This window comes from Anaerosacchariphilus hominis (genome assembly GCF_014290175.1).
Taxonomy (GTDB): Bacteria; Bacillota; Clostridia; order Lachnospirales; family Lachnospiraceae; genus Laedolimicola; species Laedolimicola hominis.
On the sequence record NZ_JACOOR010000004.1, the window covers coordinates 150,358 to 169,793 of the forward strand.

At 52.0% G+C, this 19,436-nt stretch carries 15 protein-coding genes and 1 other annotated feature; all 15 genes read left to right on the forward strand.

All coding sequences use genetic code 11. The annotated features are described in order from the left end of the window. The first annotated feature begins 118 nt into the window (after positions 1-118). The 15 genes from H8S44_RS07825 to H8S44_RS07895 all read left to right on the forward strand — a co-directional run bounded on the left by H8S44_RS07825 (position 119) and on the right by H8S44_RS07895 (position 19,405). Positions 119-1,198: a carbamoyl phosphate synthase small subunit gene (locus tag H8S44_RS07825; protein ID WP_186871988.1), complete on the forward strand. Its 1,080-nt coding sequence runs from the start codon at positions 119-121 to the stop codon at positions 1,196-1,198. Next, on the forward strand, positions 1,191-4,388 hold the full coding sequence (gene carB / locus H8S44_RS07830) for a carbamoyl-phosphate synthase large subunit (protein ID WP_186871989.1): 3,198 nt from the start codon (positions 1,191-1,193) through the stop codon (positions 4,386-4,388). Before H8S44_RS07825 ends, carB begins: the two co-directional genes overlap by 8 nt. 171 nt (positions 4,389-4,559) lie before the next feature. Next, a complete protein-coding gene (locus H8S44_RS07835; RefSeq protein ID WP_186871990.1) occupies positions 4,560-5,522 on the forward strand; it encodes an NAD(P)H-hydrate dehydratase in 963 nt (320 codons plus the stop codon). A 56-nt stretch (positions 5,523-5,578) separates the two neighbouring features. Then, complete coding sequence (locus tag H8S44_RS07840) at positions 5,579-6,508, forward strand: AEC family transporter (RefSeq protein WP_186871991.1); 930 nt, start codon at positions 5,579-5,581, stop codon at positions 6,506-6,508. A 242-nt stretch (positions 6,509-6,750) separates the two neighbouring features. Next, a complete protein-coding gene (locus tag H8S44_RS07845; RefSeq protein ID WP_186871992.1) occupies positions 6,751-8,607 on the forward strand; it encodes a beta-glucoside-specific PTS transporter subunit IIABC in 1,857 nt (618 codons plus the stop codon). Between the two features lie 15 nt (positions 8,608-8,622). Then, positions 8,623-10,035, forward strand: coding sequence for a glycoside hydrolase family 1 protein (locus H8S44_RS07850; RefSeq protein WP_178038722.1), 1,413 nt, complete (start codon positions 8,623-8,625; stop codon positions 10,033-10,035). A 28-nt stretch (positions 10,036-10,063) separates the two neighbouring features. Beyond that, positions 10,064-10,903: a PRD domain-containing protein gene (locus H8S44_RS07855; protein WP_186871993.1), complete on the forward strand. Its 840-nt coding sequence runs from the start codon at positions 10,064-10,066 to the stop codon at positions 10,901-10,903. A 165-nt stretch (positions 10,904-11,068) separates the two neighbouring features. Then, positions 11,069-12,028, forward strand: coding sequence for a 50S ribosomal protein L11 methyltransferase (prmA, locus tag H8S44_RS07860; RefSeq protein WP_186871994.1), 960 nt, complete (start codon positions 11,069-11,071; stop codon positions 12,026-12,028). Between the two features lies 1 nt (position 12,029). Further along, complete coding sequence (locus H8S44_RS07865) at positions 12,030-12,767, forward strand: 16S rRNA (uracil(1498)-N(3))-methyltransferase (protein ID WP_186871995.1); 738 nt, start codon at positions 12,030-12,032, stop codon at positions 12,765-12,767. Between the two features lie 3 nt (positions 12,768-12,770). Further along, positions 12,771-13,925: a cysteine desulfurase family protein gene (locus tag H8S44_RS07870; protein WP_186871996.1), complete on the forward strand. Its 1,155-nt coding sequence runs from the start codon at positions 12,771-12,773 to the stop codon at positions 13,923-13,925. A gap of 50 nt (positions 13,926-13,975) precedes the next feature. Further along, a complete protein-coding gene (gene thiI / locus H8S44_RS07875; RefSeq protein ID WP_186871997.1) occupies positions 13,976-15,160 on the forward strand; it encodes a tRNA uracil 4-sulfurtransferase ThiI in 1,185 nt (394 codons plus the stop codon). A gap of 37 nt (positions 15,161-15,197) precedes the next feature. Continuing rightward, positions 15,198-15,785, forward strand: coding sequence for a sugar O-acetyltransferase (locus tag H8S44_RS07880; RefSeq protein ID WP_186871998.1), 588 nt, complete (start codon positions 15,198-15,200; stop codon positions 15,783-15,785). Between the two features lie 40 nt (positions 15,786-15,825). Continuing rightward, the gene (locus tag H8S44_RS07885) at positions 15,826-16,116 is read left to right on the forward strand and encodes a hypothetical protein (protein WP_186871999.1); all 291 of its coding nucleotides are present in this window, start codon (positions 15,826-15,828) and stop codon (positions 16,114-16,116) included. 127 nt (positions 16,117-16,243) lie between these two features. Beyond that, positions 16,244-16,549 (forward strand) — a binding site (T-box leader). A 300-nt stretch (positions 16,550-16,849) separates the two neighbouring features. Further along, the gene (locus H8S44_RS07890; protein ID WP_186872000.1) at positions 16,850-18,508 is read left to right on the forward strand and encodes a 2-isopropylmalate synthase; all 1,659 of its coding nucleotides are present in this window, start codon (positions 16,850-16,852) and stop codon (positions 18,506-18,508) included. A gap of 99 nt (positions 18,509-18,607) precedes the next feature. Next, positions 18,608-19,405 (forward strand): carbon-nitrogen family hydrolase, encoded by a 798-nt coding sequence (locus H8S44_RS07895; protein WP_186872001.1) that lies wholly within the window; start codon positions 18,608-18,610, stop codon positions 19,403-19,405. The last annotated feature ends 31 nt before the right edge of the window (positions 19,406-19,436 follow it).

Consider the following 19,436-nt stretch of genomic DNA (forward strand, 5'->3'; position numbering starts at 1 on the left):
GTATAATAACTTCAATTTGAGGGAAAAAGACTGGAAGTGCGATAGGGCATGGTATGTCTTTTTTTTTTGAGAAAGTATATACAATAGAAACAATAGTTTGAAAGGAACAGGTGGACGAATGAAAGCTTTTCTGATATTGGAAGACGGACATGTGTTTACAGGCACCAGCATCGGTTCAGAGCGCGAGGTCGTAAGTGAGATCGTGTTCAATACATCAATGACCGGTTATCTGGAAGTGCTGACGGACCCGTCCTATGCGGGACAGGCAGTGGTGATGACTTATCCGCTGATTGGTAATTATGGAATATGTTATGAAGATATGGAGTCCGGACGTCCCTGGCCGGATGGATATATTGTTCGGGAGCTTTCTCGTGTTCCCAGCAATTTCAGAAGTACAGATACGATTCAGAATTTCCTGAAAAAATATGATATCCCCGGAATCGCAGGTATTGATACCCGTGCCCTGACCAAGATCTTACGTGAGAGCGGCACCATGAACGGTATGATTACCACAAAAGAATATGAAAATCTGGACGAGGTCATGCCCCGTTTAAAAGCATATCGTACCGGTAAGGTCGTAGAAAAAGTTACCTGCAGTGAAAAGTCTGTGATGAAAAATAACGGCTACAGGGTAGCGCTTCTTGATCTGGGCGCAAAGCGTAATATCGCCCGTTCCCTCCATGAGAGAGGCTGTGAGGTCACCATTTACCCGGCAGGCACCAAGGCCGAGGAAATCATCGCCTCCAATCCGGACGGCATCATGCTCTCCAACGGCCCCGGAGACCCCAAGGACTGCGGCCCCATTATCGACGAGGTACGGAAGCTTTACGAGAGTGATATCCCGATTTTCGCCATCTGTCTCGGTCATCAGCTGATGGCCCTGGCCACCGGCGCGGACACCTATAAGCTGAAATACGGCCACAGAGGCGGCAATCACCCGGTGAAGGATCTGGAGACCGGAAGAGTGTATATTTCCTCCCAGAATCACGGCTACGCCGTAGATACAAACAGCCTGAACCCGGCTGTTGCTACCGCTGCCTTTGAAAATGTCAACGACAAGACCAACGAGGGTCTGAAATACACCGGTAAAAATATTTTTACCGTACAGTTCCATCCGGAAGCATGCCCGGGTCCCCAGGATTCCGGCTACCTGTTTGACCGGTTTATTCGCATGATGGAGGTGAAGAAAAATGCCTAAGAATCCGTCTATCAAAAAAGTACTTGTCATCGGTTCCGGCCCGATCATCATCGGCCAGGCAGCCGAGTTCGACTATGCGGGCACTCAGGCCTGCCGTTCCCTGAAGGAGGAGGGCATCGAGGTCGTCCTCTTAAACTCCAATCCGGCTACCATCATGACCGATAAGGATATCGCGGATCGTGTATACATCGAGCCCCTGACCGTAGAGGTGGTAGAGCAGCTGATTCTGAAGGAGCAGCCCGACAGCGTCCTGCCGACTTTGGGCGGCCAGGCAGGATTGAACCTTGCCATGGAGCTGGAGGAGCGGGGCTTCTTAAAGGAACACAATGTACGTCTCATCGGAACGACTTCCGAGACCATCAAAAAGGCCGAGGATCGTCTGGAGTTCAAGAGCACCATGGAGAAAATCGGCGAGCCGGTAGCGGCCTCCGAGGTGGTAAAGGACGTAGAAGCAGGTATTGTTTTTGCAAATAAGATTGGTTACCCGGTGGTTCTCCGCCCGGCTTACACCCTGGGCGGAAGCGGCGGCGGAATCGCCCACAATCAGGTGGAGCTGGAGGAAATTCTGGCCAACGGTCTCAGACTCTCCCGTGTGGGAGAGGTTCTGGTGGAGCGGTGCATTGCAGGCTGGAAAGAGATTGAGTATGAGGTCATGCGGGACGGCGCCGGCAACTGCATTACCGTATGTAATATGGAAAATATTGACCCGGTAGGCGTACACACCGGAGACAGTATTGTCGTGGCTCCTTCCCAGACCCTGGGCGATAAGGAGTACCAGATGCTGCGTACCTCTGCCCTGAATATCATCAGCGAGCTGAATATCACCGGCGGCTGTAACGTTCAGTACGCCCTGCATCCGGAGAGCTTCGAATACTGCGTCATCGAGGTAAATCCCCGTGTCAGCCGTTCTTCCGCGCTGGCTTCCAAGGCTACGGGCTACCCCATTGCCAAGGTGGCAGCGAAGATCGCCCTGGGTTACACCCTGGATGAGATTCCCAACGCCATTACCGGACAGACCAAGGCCAGCTTCGAGCCCATGCTGGACTACTGCGTAGTCAAGATGCCCCGTCTGCCCTTCGATAAATTCATCAGCGCAAAGCGTACTCTGACCACCCAGATGAAGGCCACCGGTGAGGTTATGGCCATCTGCAATAACTTCGAGGGCGCTCTGATGAAGGCCATCCGTTCTCTGGAGCAGCATGTGGACAGTCTCATGTCTTATGACTTCACAGCCCTTTCCAGAGAAGAGATTCTGGAGCAGCTGCATGTGGTGGACGACCGTCGTATCTGGCTGATTGCGGAAGCCATCCGCAAGGGCATTTCCTATGAGGAGATTCATGCCATTACCAAGATTGATCTCTGGTTTATCGATAAGATTGCGATTCTGGTGGAAATGGAGCAGTCCCTGAAGAGCGAGCCGTTGACACCGGAGCTTTTAAAAGAAGCAAAGCGCATAGAGTTCCCGGATAATGTTATTGCCCGCCTGACCGGTAAGACCGAGGAGGAGATTAAGGAACTTCGTTACGCCAACGGCATTACCGCTGCGTACAAGATGGTAGATACCTGCGCGGCTGAGTTCGAGGCAAGCACTCCTTACTACTACTCTGTATTTGGAAGCGAAAATGAGGTGGTGGAGACCAGGGATCGGAAAAAGGTGCTGGTTCTGGGAAGCGGCCCCATCCGGATTGGACAGGGTATCGAGTTCGACTTCTGTTCGGTACACTGTACCTGGGCCTTTGCGAAAGAGGGCTATGAGACCATTATCATCAACAACAACCCGGAGACCGTAAGTACGGACTTCGATATTGCGGACAAGCTGTATTTCGAGCCGCTGACCCCGGAGGATGTAGAGAGCATCGTGCGCCTGGAGAAGCCGGATGGAGCTGTGGTGCAGTTCGGCGGACAGACTGCCATTAAGCTGACCGAGGCCCTGATGAAGATGGGCGTGCCCATCCTGGGAACCTCTGCGGAGAACGTGGACGCGGCTGAGGACAGAGAGCTTTTTGACGAGATCCTGGAGCAGTGTCAGATTCCGAGACCCAAGGGACACACCGTATTTACCGCTGAGGAAGCCAAGAAAGCAGCCAATGAGCTGGGGTATCCGGTGTTGGTACGTCCGTCCTACGTGCTGGGCGGCCAGGGCATGCAGATTGCCATCAACGATAAGGATGTGGAGGAATTTATCGGTATCATCAACCGGATCGCCCAGGAGCATCCGATTCTGGTAGATAAGTACCTGCAGGGCAAGGAGATCGAGGTGGACGCAGTCTGCGACGGCGAGGATATCCTGATTCCGGGTATCATGGAGCATATTGAGCGCGCGGGTATCCATTCCGGAGACAGTATCTCGGTCTATCCGGCCAAGAGTATCAGCGATAAGGTGAAGGCCACTATCGAGGAATACACGAAGCGTCTGGCCCGTTCCTTACATGTCATCGGCCTGATCAACATTCAGTTTATCGCGGTAGGCGACGAGGTGTACGTGATCGAGGTAAATCCCCGTTCCAGCCGTACGGTTCCCTATATCAGCAAGGTAACCGGTATTCCGATTGTGCCGCTGGCTACCAAGGTGATTCTGGGTTATAAGATTAAGGATCTGGGCTATCAGCCGGGCCTTCAGCCGGAGGCAGATTATTACGCGGTGAAGATGCCGGTATTCTCCTTTGAGAAGATCCGCGGCGCGGACATCAGCCTGGGACCGGAGATGAAATCCACCGGTGAGTGTCTGGGTATTGCCAAAACCTTCAACGAGGCCCTTTACAAGGCCTTCCTGGGCGCAGGCATCCGTCTGCCCAAGCATAAGAATATGATTATGACTGTCCGGGACGAGGATAAGGAAGAGGCGGTGGAGATTGCGAAGCGTTTTGAGGCGCTGGGCTACTGTATCTACGCCACCAAGGGCACCGCAAGAGCCCTGATGGAGGCTGATGTCTCCGTCCGCCTGACTCGTAAGCTGGAGCAGGAGTCCCCAAACATCCTGGACCTGATTCTGGGCCACAAGATGGACCTGGTCATCGACACTCCGTCCCAGGGCGTGGAGCACAGCCGTGACGGCTTTGTTATCCGTAGAAATGCCATTGAGACCGGCGTTAATGTGCTGACAGCGATCGACACTGCAAAAGCGCTGGTGACCAGTTTGGAAAATACGGATGTAAAGACGCTGAGTCTGATTGATATTGCGACGATTTAAGTGAAAATAGAGTGATAAGATAGTAGAAAGGGCTTTCCGGAAGGGGAGTCCTTTTTGCTTAAAGTTTCCTGTGTTTTGGATTTCATACAAAGTCGGTCGGGAAGAAGCGTTCACAGCCTGGCTTTTTTGTGCTACAATAGATACAGTTTTCAGGAAAAAGGCGGTGGGCGTATGGAAAAGCAGATTTTCCGGAATTTTACAAAGAAACTGGCGGCAAAGCTTCTTCCGGCACGGGATCCGGACGGTCATAAGGGTGATTTTGGACGGGTCAGTATTACGGGCGGAAGCGTGGGCTTTACGGGAGCCCCGGTGCTTGCGGCTTATGGCGCGGCCCGGAGTGGCAGCGGGCTGGTGTTCCTGGGGGTGCCGGAGCCGATATACCCTATCGTGGCGGGGCATTGTCTGGAAGTGATGCCATCGCCGCTGCCTGCGGCCCGCGGAAAGATTTCCAAGGACGCCTTTTTCCCGATTCTGGAGCGGCTGAACGGCTGCGACGCCGGGCTTCTGGGGCCGGGCCTGGGGCGCTCTCAGGATCTGTCCAAATTGATGAGCAAAATTCTGGAAGAAACGGAGACGCCGCTGGTTATAGACGCGGACGGGCTGTACGCCATTAAAGACCGAAGGGAGCTCCTGCAAAAGCGTGCGGAGAGGGGACTGCTTACGATTCTGACGCCCCATGAAGGAGAATTCCGTTACCTGAGCGGCGATTTGGCGCCCGGACGGGAAGCGGCGGCGCTGGATTTTGCAAAGGAATACGGCTGTATTCTGGTGCTGAAGGGGCCGGAAACCGTGACCGCATTGCCGGATGGAAGCTGCTATGTGAATACCACCGGGAATAATGGCATGGCCAAGGGCGGAAGCGGGGACGTGCTGGGCGGCATGATTCTGGGGCTGCTGGGACAGCTTGTGGCGTCTAAGCGGAGTGCTGAAGCAGATACGGATAAAGCGCAATTTTCCAAAGCAGGAATATCAGAAGCGGGAGGGATCACCGCTCTGGCCGTCTATCTTCACGGCCTGGCCGGGGATATTGCATGCAAGGAATTAGGAGAATACGGTATGCTGCCCTCAGATCTGGCCGCGCGGATTCCGGCGGCGATTCTGGAGGTTCAAAAGAATCAATCTCAGCATTTTTAAAGCGAAAAAAAGAAAGTTATATACACAAAAATCAGACAGCAAAAGAGGAAAACACAATGGTAGATATGAAAAGCCTGCTGACCATGCAGGGCATGATGTTTACGATGCTCCTGGTGGGCGTCTTTATCAGAAGAAAGGGAATCGTCACATCGGAGGGACGCAAGAGCCTGACTAATCTATTGGTCAACCTGATTCTCCCCTGCAATATTCTCTACGCCTTTTCCAAGTCGGACACTTCGGCTTTTCGCTCTATGATCGTAGTCATTATCATGTCAGCCCTGATTCAGCTGACCTGGTATATCTTAAGTAAATTTTTATGGAAAAACATGGACGACAGCCGCCGCGGTATTATGCGCTACGCCTTCCAGTTTGCCAACTGCGGCTATCTGGGCAATCCGGTCATCGAGGGCCTGTACGGCGCGCCGGGACTGGTATACGCTTCCGTGTTCCTGCTTCCGGTGCGGATATTCATGTGGAGCGTAGGGTTAGACTGCTTTCAGGAGGGTGCGGGCAGTTTTTCAAAAACCTTGAAGAGAACGATTACGCATCCCTGCGTGCTGGCGACTTTGATTGGCGTAGCCTGGATGTTTTTCCCCCAGGTGAAGCTGCCGGATTTCCTGTACAATACCATTTACGGCTTTAACCAGTGCCTGACGCCATTGACCATGCTGACCATCGGATTTATCATGGGCGAGACCGACATGCGCCGGATCTTCTGCAGGGATCTGGGCGTGATCACCGTGCTCCGTCTGGGTATCCAGCCCCTTATCGTGCTGGGCGTCTGCTATCTGCTCCATCTGGAGCCTCTGGTGGCGGAGGTCATCACAGTTCTGGTCTCCATGCCGGTGGCTAATACCACAGCCCTGCTGGCCTCCCAGCACGACTGCGATTACGGCTTCGCCAGCGGCCTGGTGGTGTTCACCACGCTGGTGTCCATGGTGACGATTCCTGTTTATGGGATGCTGGTGGGTGTCGTGTTTGCGTAAAAACGAAGAAAATAATGAATGAAAACGAAAAAATACTTGCATTTGCCAATAAAGTGTGTTATCATCCCACATGTAAAGTAAATAGCGAGTGGCTGTTACTGGTAATGCAGGCAAGACCAAGTGTAAAAGATATACATGCAGTATATTTTTTATCTTGGTCTTTTTTTATCGCACTGCGGCGAAAAAATTCCGCAAACCGATCGGGCGGAATAGAAACAGGATGGCCGGAAGAGGAGAAAAATATGGATTATAGAGGATTGGGAAAAACTCTGCTGAAGCTGGTTGGCGGAAGTGAAAATATTCGTCAGCTGACACATTGCGCTACGCGTCTGCGGATGGAATTTTACGATATGAGTAAGGTAGAAAAAGAAGAGATTGAACATCAGCCCGGTGTCATCGGTGTGGTAGAAAAAGGCGGACAGTTCCAGATTATTATCGGAAATGAAGTGCAGACCGCATTTCGTGCCATGAAGGAGGAACTGGGAGAAAATGAAAAAACTGGAGATGCTCAGGTACCTCAGGAAAAAATCAGTATTGTAAATCGTATTATCAGTGTCATTTCCACTACCTTTACTCCGGTGATTCCGGCCCTGATCGGTGGCGGTATGATCAAAGCTGTACTGTCGATTCTGGTACTGATTGGTCTGGTTGGCGAGGCAGATACAACGTATGAAGTGCTGAGCTTTATTTCAGACGCTCCTTTCTATTTTATGCCGGTGCTGCTGGCATATGGCGCGGCTCAGAAGTTTAAGTGCAGCCCGATTATGGCAATGACTATGGCATGCGCGCTCCTGCATCCCACCTGGAGCGGTATGGTAGGCGCAGGCGAGGCTATTACATTTTTCGGAATCCCGGCCGTGCTTGTAGATTATTCCTACTCTGTAGTGCCGATTATCCTGAGTGTATGGATTATGTCCTATGTGGAGCAATTTGCGGAGAAGTATTCCCCGTCTGTCATCAAATTCTTCCTGAAGCCGATGATTGTGATGTTTGTAGCGATTCCGATTGCGCTTCTGGCAGTTGGCCCGCTGGGTAACCTGTTGAATGATATCGTCCAGAGCGGCGCGAACTTCCTGAACGCCCGTGTCAGCTGGCTGATTCCCATGCTGATGGGTGCGTTCCAGCCGTTCCTGACACTGACCGGTACTGCGTGGGCCATGACTCCGATTGCTACCAGTCAGATTTCCACGTTGGGCTACGAGGTCGTAAATGGGCCGGGTATGCTGGCATCCAATATCGCGCAGGGTGGAGCGACCCTTGCGGTAGCCATGAAAACAAAAAATAAAGAATTAAAACAGCTGGCATCTTCTTCCGGATTTACGGCAGTGATGGGTATTACAGAGCCCTGTCTCTATGGAGTCTTACTGAAATTGAAGCGCCCCTTTGTGGCATCCATGATTGGCGGCGCAATTGGAGGCATTTATGCAGGCGTGGTGGGGCTGGTCCGTTATGCGTTTGTATCTCCGGGACTGACGGCGATTCCTGCATTTATCGGTGAAAACCCCATGAATGTGGTGCATGCGATTATTACGATTATCATTTCCTTTGTTGCAGGTTTCGTGGCGTCCTGGATTCTGGGCTTTAAGGATGAAGAGGATAATATGACTGCAACAGGCAAAAAAGAATCAGAAGTTGCAGCGGAAAAAAAGAATGCAGAAATTGTACTGCCGGTGGACGGTAAAGCAGTTGCGCTTTCTGAAGTGAATGACGATGTATTTTCCAAAGGCGTACTCGGCAAGGGCGCTGCGGTAATGCCGACAGACGGTAAGGTATACGCGCCGGCAGACGGAGAAGTTACTCTGTTTTTTGAGACCGGTCATGCTATTGGTATGCAGACGGCAGAGGGTGCGGAGCTTCTGATTCATGTAGGGATCGATACCGTCAATCTCCAGGGAAAATATTTTACTCCCGAGGTAAAGGCAGGAGATAAGGTGAAAAAGGGAGATTTATTGCTGACCTTCGATCTGGATGCAGTAAAGGCTGCAGGCTACGACACGGTGATTCCGGTGATTGTCACAAATACGGATGGATTTGAGAAAATTGAACTTGCAAAATCAGGAACCGGAAAAGTAGGGGACACATTTTTGCAGTTAGCGTAAAAGGAATAAGTGAATATGCAGTATAAAGAATTAAAGCAGTTTCCGGAGAAGTTTCTCTGGGGCGCGTCCACTTCCGCCTATCAGGTGGAGGGCGCAGTGGCGGAGGATGGAAAAAGTCCGTCCATCATCGACATGTATGAACATCCGGAGGATGTGGCAGATTTTTCTGTGGCCAGCGACCATTATCACAGATACCGGGAAGATATCGCAATGTTCGCGGAGATGGGATTGAAAGCATATCGATTCTCTATCGCCTGGACCCGGATTCTTCCGGGAGGAACCGGGGATGTGAATGCGAAGGGACTGGAGTTTTATGGAAACCTTATCGGAGAGTGCAGAAAGTACGGAATTGAGCCGATCGTGACCATGTATCATTTTGATTTGCCCTATTGCCTGGAAGAAAAAGGCGGCTGGCTGAATCGCGATACCATCGATGCATTTGTAAATTACGCGAAGGTTTTGTTTGAACATTTTGGTAGAGAGGTAAAATACTGGCTGACCATCAATGAGCAGAATACCATGATTCTCCATCCGGGTGCCATTGGTTTGCCAAAGAGCGGAGAACTTCCTTCAAAGAAAGTGATGTATCAGCAGAATCATCATATGATGCTGGCTCAGGCGAAGGTAATGAAGTTGTTTCATCAGATGGTGCCGGAAGGTATGATTGGGCCGGCGCTGAATCTGACAGCCATGTATCCGGCCACCTGCAGACCGGAGGATGCCATCGCCGCCCATAACTGGGAAGTTCTGCGCTGTTGGAATTTTGCCGATGTTCCGGTGTACGGCTGGTATCACCCGCTGGCATGGGAATATATGAAGGATCGGGATCTGACGCCGGATGTGGCAGATGGGGATAGGGAAATCCTGGAAAATGCGAAGCCGGATTTTATTGCCATGAATTATTACTCCACCGCAACCATTGCAGCCAGCAGAGGAGATGCCTCCGATGTGGCGGCCCGGGCCGGTGATCAGCAGATTATGCTGGGAGAACAGGGGGTATACCGACCGGCGGAAAATGAATATGTGGGAAAAACCCAGTATGGATGGGTTGTGGATCCGGTGGGATTCCGTTATACTCTAAGAAAGACCTACGAGCGGTACCGGCTTCCGATCCTGATTACGGAAAATGGAATCGGCGCACCGGATACTCTGGAAGAAGACGGAAGCGTCCATGACGCATATCGGATTGATTTTATCCGGGAGCATCTGCATCAGATGAAGCTGGCCATTACAGACGGTGTGGATATGCTGGGGTATTGTCCCTGGGCAGCCATTGACGTGGTCAGTACCCACCAGGGTTATCGGAAACGCTACGGTTTTATCTATGTGGACCGGGATGAGTTTGAGCTGAAAGAGTTGAAGAGATATCGGAAGGACAGCTTCTACTGGTATCAGAATGTCATTCGGGAGAATGGGAAAAGTCTCTGATAATCCGAAGAGGGGGAGGAAATGGGAGATGGTAATCAAAAAAGTTCTCAATAACAACCTGCTTCTGGTGGAGGAAAAGGGCCAGGAGCAGATTGCCATGGGGCGGGGACTTCGATTTTCCTATAAAGTGGGGGACCAGGTAAGAAAAGAGGATGTGGAAAAAGTCTACATGCTCAAAGAGGAAAAAAACAGCAGGGATTATATCCGCCTGGTGGAGGATGCGCCGACTGAATATGCAGAGGCTGTTCAGGATGCCATCGGACTGGCACAGGAAAGGATGGAAGGAAAACTGAATGAGCAGATCTTTGTGACACTGTTCGACCATCTGATCTATGCGCTGGAGCGGCAGGAAAAGGGGATCGTGCTTCAGAACCGTATGCTGTGGGAGATTCGAAAATTTTATCCGAAGGAGTATCAGGTGGGAAGCCAGGTGCTGGATTTCCTGAACAAACGGTTGAAGAAGGAACTGCCGGAAGAGGAAGCGGGCAATATAGCGTTTCATCTGGTGAATGCGCAGATGGAACAGAGCGATAAGGATGCAGGCGCGGAAAATGGTATGCTGATGGTTAAAATGCTGAAGGATATCTTTCAGATTGTGCAGCTGTATTACAGAAAGCAGTTAGATGAAAGCAGTATCAATTATTCTCGGTTTGTGGTACACATGCAGTTCTTTTTACAACGCGTATTGGAGGATCACATGCTGGAGGATGGAACCCTGTCCCTCTATGATTCTGTTGCCCGGGAGCAGAAGCAGGCTGTGGGCTGTGTGGCGCAGATTCAGAAATATATCTTCAATCTGTTAAAAAAAGAAATCACCCGGGAAGAGCAGACCTATCTGATTGTACATCTGGCACGGATAAATCCATAAAGAAATCCATGGAAAATTAAAATTGAAAGCATAAGTAAATCAAAAGAAACGCTTCGACAGTACTTGTCGGAGCGCTTTTTTTATGCTATCCTAATACAGAGTGTGGGCACTTGTCGGAAGAGTGCCTGTTTTGTTGTGACGTAAAAGATATGAGAGGTGCATTTTATGAAATGGAATAAATACACATTGAAGACCCGGACTGAGGCCGAGGATCTCATCAGCAGCATGATGCAGGACGCGGGCATCGAGGGCATCGAGATTGAGGACAAGGTTCCCCTGTCCCAGAGAGAAAAGGAGCAGATGTTTGTGGATATTCTGCCGGAGGGACCGGCGGACGACGGCGTGGCCTATATCAGCTTTTATCTGGAGCCGGATGCGGATCAGGAGGAAATGCTGGAGCGGGTGCGCGAGGGCTTAAAGGAAATCGCGGGCTGGGGCGTGGAGATCGGAGAAGCTACGATTCAGGCCTCTAAAACCGAGGATAAGGACTGGATCAACAACTGGAAGGAGTTCTTCCATCAGTTTTACGTGGACGATATCCTGATCAAGCCCTCCTGGGAAGAGGTGAAGCCAGAGGATCGGGAGAAGCTTCTGATTCAGATTGATCCGGGAACCGCTTTCGGAACCGGTATGCATGAGACGACACAGCTGTGTATCCGCCAGCTTCGCAAGTTTCTGACGCCGGAGACGGAGCTTCTGGACGTGGGAACCGGCAGTGGTATCCTGTCCATCATCAGTCTGAAGCTGGGAGCGAAGCACGCGGTAGGAACCGATCTGGATCCCTGCGCGGTAGAGGCTGTAAGGGAAAATATGGAAGTCAACGGAATCGATCCGACTTCCTTTGAAATGATGATTGGCAATATCATCACAGAAAAAGAAATTCAGGATCGGGTTGGCTATGAATGCTATGATATCGTAGTGGCGAACATTCTGGCAGAGGTACTGGTGCCGCTGACACCGGTGATTCTGTCCCAGTTAAAGCCGGGCGGCGTCTACATTACCTCCGGTATTATAGACGACAAGGAAGATCTGGTGGTGGAGACTGTGAAGAAATGCGGTCTGACCGTATTGGAGGTTACCCATCAGGGCGAGTGGGTCAGCGTAACGGCCCGTAAGGAGCAGTAGGATGCATCGTTTTTTTGCGGAACCCGGTAATATCGGGGAAAAGGAAATCATAATCACCGGCGCGGATGTGAATCACATCCGGAATGTTCTCCGTATGCGGGCAGACGAGGAAGTGCTGATCGCCGACGGCCGGGGCGCGGAATATCGCTGCAAACTCACCGACATTGGTGAAAATGAGGTTCGGGTCCAGATTCTCTGGAAGCTTGACGGCAATGCGGAGCTTACCTCAGCCGTTACCCTGTTTCAGGGGCTTCCGAAAAGCGATAAGATGGATTTCATCGTCCAGAAATGCGTGGAGCTGGGAGTGGCTCGGATTGTTCCGGTATCCACGAAGCGTGCTGTGGTGAAGCTGGACGCGAAAAAGGAGCAGACACGGCTGAAGCGCTGGAATACCATCTCAGAGAGCGCGGCCAAGCAGTCAGGCCGTGGCGTGATTCCGGAGGTGAGCGGAGTGATGACCTTTGGGAAAGCTCTGGAAGAGGCGAAAAAGCTGGACGTGCTTCTGATTCCCTACGAGCGGGCCGAAAATATGGCCGAAACCAGGCGGGTCATGGGAAGCATTCAGCCCGGACAGTCTGTGGGTATCTTTATCGGGCCCGAGGGAGGCTTTGAGGAGAGCGAAGTGGAGGAAGCTGTGGCAGCAGGGGCACAGGCCATTACGCTGGGAAAGAGGATTCTGCGGACTGAGACGGCAGGGCTGGCGGTGATGGCTATGCTGGGATATCTGCTGGAGGAGTAAAAAATGGAAGTTTATTTAGATAATTCAGCCACTACCCGCTGCTTCCCGGAAGCAGCCAGGCTGATGTATCAGGTTATGACCGAGGACTACGGCAACCCGTCCTCCTTACATCAGAAGGGTGTGGACGCGGAGAAATACGTCCGCGAGGCGAAAGAAATCATTGCGAAAAATCTGAAGGTGGAGCCCAAGGAGATCTATTTTACCTCCGGAGGGACAGAGAGTGATAACCTGGCGCTGATGGGCGCTGCCCATGCCAATCAGCGGGCAGGAAAGCACCTGATTACCACCCGGATTGAGCACCCGGCAATTTTGAACACCATGAAGGAGCTGGAAAAGCAGGGCTTTCAGGTGACGTATCTGCCGGTGGATGATCAGGGCGTGGTGCGGATCGCAGATCTGGAAGCGGCCCTGACCGATGAAACCATTCTGGTGTCTGTTATGTATGTAAATAATGAGATTGGCGCGGTACAGCCCATCGAGGAGATTGGAAAGCTTCTGAAAAACAGGGAGAAGCCCATTCTGTTCCATGTGGATGCTGTACAGGGCTACGGAAAGTTCCGGATTCTGCCGAAAAAAATGGGTATCGACATGCTGAGCGTCAGCGGCCACAAGATTCACGGCCCAAAGGGCATGGGCATCCTGTACGTGGACGAGCATGTGAAAATTCATCCGATTCTCTTCGGCGGCGGACAGCAGCGGGACCTGCGTTCCGGCACGGAAAATGTACCGGGCATCGCTGGACTGGGTGAGGCCGTGAAGGAGATTTATACGGATTTCAATGAGAAGATTGACCGTCTGTACGGGCTTCGGGAATACTTCATCGAAGAGATTGGCAGGATAGAGGGAACCTCTGTGAACGGTCCCCGGGGCAGAAAAGGCGCGCCCCATATCGTCAGCGTCAGCTTTGCGGGAGTGCGAAGCGAAGTGCTGCTCCATTCTCTGGAGGATAAGGGTATTTACGTGTCCTCCGGCTCCGCCTGTGCATCCAACCATCCGGCAGTCAGCGAGACGCTGAAGGCCATTCACGTAAAGAAGGAGCTTCTGGACTCCACCATTCGTTTCAGCTTCAGTGAATTTACGACGAAAGAGGAGCTGGATTACACACTGGAGGCGCTTCGGACCTTACTGCCGATGCTGCGCCGTTTTACCAGACGGTAACATGGCGGGAGACGGAGGTCTGCCTGCTTGAACATAGAAAGGGGAACAACATGTTTTTTCATGCATTTTTGATTAAATACGGAGAAATCGGTATCAAGGGAAAGAACCGGTATCTCTTTGAGGACGCGCTGGTGGCGCAGATCCGCCATGCCCTGAAGCATGTGGAGGGCACCTTTAAGGTGACCAAGGATCAGGGTCGTATCTATGTCCACACTGAGGGCGAGTACGATTACGATGACGCGGTGGCAGCCATGCGCCGGGTATTCGGTATCGTGGGTATCTGCCCGGTGGTGATTCTGGAAGATGAAGGCTTTGAGAAGCTGGGCGATGATGTGGTGGCTTACTTAAAGGCCCGTTATGGCGAGGATTGTGATAAGAGCTTTAAGGTGCAGGCCCGCCGTGCCCGCAAGACCTATCCGAAGGCTTCCATGGAAATGAACGCGGAGTTGGGCGGACGGATTCTGGACGCGTTTCCGGGTATGCGCGTAGATGTGCATGAGCCGGAGCTGATGATTCATGTGGAAGTGCGGGAGCACATTTATCTGTACTCTGACATTATCCCGGGTCCGGGCGGTATGCCCATCGGCACCAACGGAAAATCCATGCTGCTTTTATCCGGCGGTATTGACAGCCCGGTGGCAGGCTACATGGTAGCCAAGCGCGGCGTCAAGATTGACGCGGTATACTTCCATGCGCCGCCCTACACCAGCGAGCGCGCGAAGCAGAAGGTGGTAGATCTGGCGACGAAGGTGGCCCGCTATACCGGCCCCATTTACCTGTATGTGGTAAACTTTACGGAGATTCAGTTATATATCTATGAGAAATGTCCCCATGACGAGCTGACGATAATCATGCGCCGTTATATGATGCGGATTGCAGAGCGGATTGCGGAGAAGACAGGGTCTCTCGGCCTGATTACCGGCGAGAGTATCGGCCAGGTAGCCAGCCAGACTGTACAGAGCCTGGCAGCCACCAATGAGGTCTGCACCATGCCGGTATTCCGTCCGCTGATTGCGTACGATAAGGAAGATATCGTAACGATTTCCAAGCAGATCGATACCTATGAGACATCGATTCAGCCCTTTGAGGACTGCTGCACCATCTTCGTGGCAAAGCACCCGGTAACCAAGCCGAATATCAATGTGATCAAGCGCTCCGAGCAGAAGCTGATGGAGCAGATCGACGAGATGGTGGATAAGGCCATTGAGACGGCAGAACTGATTGTGGTAGGGTAAAAGTTATGAAGAAAGCATTTTGCAAGAGGAAGAAACGATGACCGAAAAAGAAAAAATGCTGGCTCACAAGATGTATGACGCCAATTACGATAAAGAACTGCTGGAAGACAGAAGGAAAATCAAAGAGCTGTGCTATGACTATAACCAGCTTCGCCCGTCCGACGAATTCGGCCGGCAGGCGCTTTTGAAAAAGATTTTAGGAAAGACAGGGAAAAACTTCCTGATCGAACCACCCTTCTGGTGCGATTACGGCTACAATATCGAGATCGGCGAGAACTTCTACAGCAATCATAATCTGGTGATCCTGGACGCCGGAAAGGTGACCTTCGGCGACAATGTGTTCATAGCCCCGAACTGCGGCTTCCATACCTCCGGTCATCCCATTGATTTCGAGCGCCGGAATCAGGGACTGGAGTATGCGTACCCCATCACCGTGGGCGACAATGTGTGGATCGGAGCGGGCGTGCAGGTGATGCCCGGCGTCACCATCGGCAGCAATGTGGTCATCGGCGGGGGCAGCGTGGTAGTCAGGGATATCCCGGACAATTCCGTAGCAGTGGGCAATCCCTGTAAAGTGATTCGTTCGATTACGGAGGAAGACAAAAAGACCTGCTGGGATAGATAATGATATAGAATTAAATGAGAAAACAAAGGAGATTAACCACATGGGAGTAAATTCAATCGATGCCGAGGACGATCAGTTTGCGTATCGCTATGATACCCAGCTTCTGATTGACCGTCGGGACAAAGACCTGGATGAAGATGAGATTTCCGAGTACATCACTGAGCACTTTGAGGGCAACAGTCTGATTGCTGCGGGAGATGAGGATCTGGTGAAGATTCATTTTCATACCAATGAACCATGGAAAATCCTGGAATATTGTAATTCCGTCGGAGAAATCTTTGACATTGTGGTGGAGGATATGATCCGCCAGACCAACGGCCTGCACGGCTAAAAAAGAACAGGGAAGAGAGGGCCTGTCTGAGGTGGAGAGATCCCGCGAGAGGTCAAAGGAGCGGGCGGATGACAAACAGGGGTTGACAATCCCACCGACTTTTGTTATCCTAAACTACAGATATTAGATAAATGCGAGGACGAGGAGTAGTACGATTCCCTTGGAGTTCAGAGAGCTGCTGGCTGGTGTGAAGCAGCGGAAGAGAGAATGGGAACTGACCTCAGAGCGGCTGTCCGAAATCCGGGGATGTGACACTGGGGCACAGTGAACAGAAACCGGAAAGTAGACACAGACGGAGCCCGACCGTTACAGCGGGGAGGATATAAGGTTCGAGAACTGTTATCAGGAAGAATCCGTATCCGATGAGAGTGTGAATGAGATTCACAAAAATGGAGTGGTACCGCGTAAGGCGAATAAGTCTTCCGTCTCCGTTGGCAGCAGGCTGACGGAGGCGGATTTTTTGTATCATAGGAAATTCTACCAGAATTTCCTATGATACAAAAAATAAGATCGCACTGCGGCGGAGAGGGAGTATGTCGCTAAAGCGACCCGCCGCAGGCGGAGAATCCTGCGAAGCAGGATTCTATCTTGTTTGCGAAAAGAGCGAAAATCCACAATCCTGTATGATGCCATACCGCATATCTACTATCGAAAAGCAGCAGCTCCGGCGAAAGGGCCGTTGCGAAGAGATGCAGAAAAGCACAGCACACAGAACAAAAGGAGAGAAAAAATCATGATGAATTACAAGAAATACCAGAGACAGTATTTTTTACCGCCGTACCCCTGCATGAAGTGGGCCGAGAAGGATTATGTAGACAAGGCTCCCGTATGGTGCAGCGTAGACCTGCGTGACGGCAATCAGGCTCTGGTAGTTCCCATGACTCTGGAACAGAAGATAGGCTTCTTCAAGCTTCTCTGTAAAGTAGGCTTCAAGGAGATCGAGGTGGGTTTCCCGGCGGCGTCCGAGACGGAGTATGAGTTCCTCCGCACTCTGATTGAGCAGGACCTGATTCCCGACGACGTGACCATCCAGGTACTGACCCAGGCCAGAGAGCATATCATCCGTAAGACCTTTGCGGCGCTGGAGGGCGCGAAGCAGGCCATCGTGCATGTATACAATTCCACTTCCGTGTCACAGCGGGAGCAGGTATTCCATAAATCCAAAGAAGAGATCCTGAAGATCGCTGTGGACGGCGCGGAGCTTCTGAAGAAACTGGCGGACGAGACCGAGGGCAACTTCCGATTCGAGTACAGCCCGGAGAGCTTCACCGGAACCGAGCCGGAGTACGCGTTGGAAGTATGTAACGCAGTTCTGGATGTATGGCAGCCCACTGCGGAGAAAAAAGCCATCATTAACCTTCCGGTTACCGTACAGCATTCCATGCCCCATGTATACGCAAGCCAGATCGAGTATATGTGCGAGAACCTGAAATACCGCGAGAATGTCATCGTTTCCCTGCATCCCCACAATGACCGTGGCTGCGGCGTGGCGGACACCGAGATGGGCCTGCTGGCAGGCGCTGATCGTGTGGAGGGAACCCTGTTCGGCAACGGCGAGCGTACCGGTAATGTGGATGTGGTAACACTGGCCATGAACATGTATTCCCAGGGTGTGGATCCGAAGATGGACTTCAGCAACATGCCGGAGATCTGCGAGGCTTACGAGAAGTTCACTGGCATGAAGGTCAATGAGAGAAGCCCCTACGCAGGAGCGCTGGTATTCGCGGCCTTCTCCGGTTCCCATCAGGATGCCATCGCCAAGGGCATGAACTACCGTGTGGAGAACGATCCGGAGCACTGGACCGTACCGTACCTGCCCATCGATCCCACCGATGTGAGCCGCAACTACGACGCAGACGTTATCCGTATCAACAGCCAGTCCGGCAAGGGCGGCGTGGGTTACATTCTGGAGCACAACTTCGGACTCAATCTGCCGCCGAAGATGCGCGAGGCTATGGGTTATGCAGCCAAGGACGCGTCCGATCACCAGAACAAGGAGCTGATGCCGGAGGAAATCTTCGAGATTTTCAAGAAGGAGTTCGAGGGAATTACGGCTCCCTACAATATCACAGAAGTACATTTCAAGCAGGTGGACGGTATCACTGCAGAGGTACATACCGAGTACCAGGGAGAAAAGCAGGTTCTCTACGCTACCGGAAACGGTCGTCTGAATGCAGTCAGCAATGCGCTTAAGAAGGGATACGGCCTGGAGTACAGCCTGGTTACTTATCAGGAGCACGCTCTGGAGCAGAGCTCCAGCTCCCGCGCTATCGCCTATGTGGGTCTCCAGAAGCCGGACGGCACTCTGGCCTGGGGCGCAGGCGTGGACCCGGATATCATCCGCGCTTCCATCGACGCACTTCTGACAGCTATCAACAATTCTGTGGCATAAAGCTTTAACGTAACACGGTATTCCCTACAGAGCAAAAAAAAACGAGACCTTTCCGAAGTGGAGAGGTCTCGTTTAAAAACAGAAAGGAAAGAGACAGGTATGCGGATAGCACTGGCACAGACGGAACCCCTCTGGGAGGCAAAACAGGAAAACTTCAGGCGGGCGGAGCGCTTTTTAAAAGAAGCAAAAGAGCAGCAGGCGGAATTGATTTTATTTCCGGAGATGAGCATGACCGGCTTCTCCATGCATCCGGAGAAAATCGGGGAAACGGAGGAGGAGCCGGAGACGCTGAACTATTTTGCGAAAAAGGCGGTGGAATACGGCCTCTATATCGGCATGGGTTATGTGGAATACCGGGAGCCCAAGTCCTATAACCGCTATGCGATCATCAGTCCCAAGGGCGGGGTTCTGACGGATTACCGGAAGATTCATCCGTTTACCTTTGGAACCGAGTCAGTGCATTACACAGGCGGGGATGCGTTAGGCTTCTGCAAGATAGGCGACTGGACGGTATCGCCCTTTATCTGCTACGATCTGCGTTTCCCGGAGATCTTTCAGCTGGCCTCCCCACAGGTGGAGCTTATCGTGGTGCCTGCCAACTGGCCGGAGGATCGGGTGGAGCATTTTAAGACTCTGTTAAAGGCCCGGGCCATCGAAAATCAGTGCTACATCGCCGGAATCAACCGGGTGGGACATGCCAGAACCTCGGTGTACAGCGGGGATTCCATGATTGTCGATCCGTTGGGGCGGGAATTGGCCCATGGCGGAAGAGAGGAAGAATTGCTGGTGGCTGACCTGGATCTGGAAATGGTGTGGAAATACCGGGCAGCGTTCCCGGCGAAGATTGACCGGAAGCCGGAGCTGTACCGGAAACTGGCGGACGGGATGCAAATTTAATATTTTAACGTAATAAAGAGTTGCGCATTGA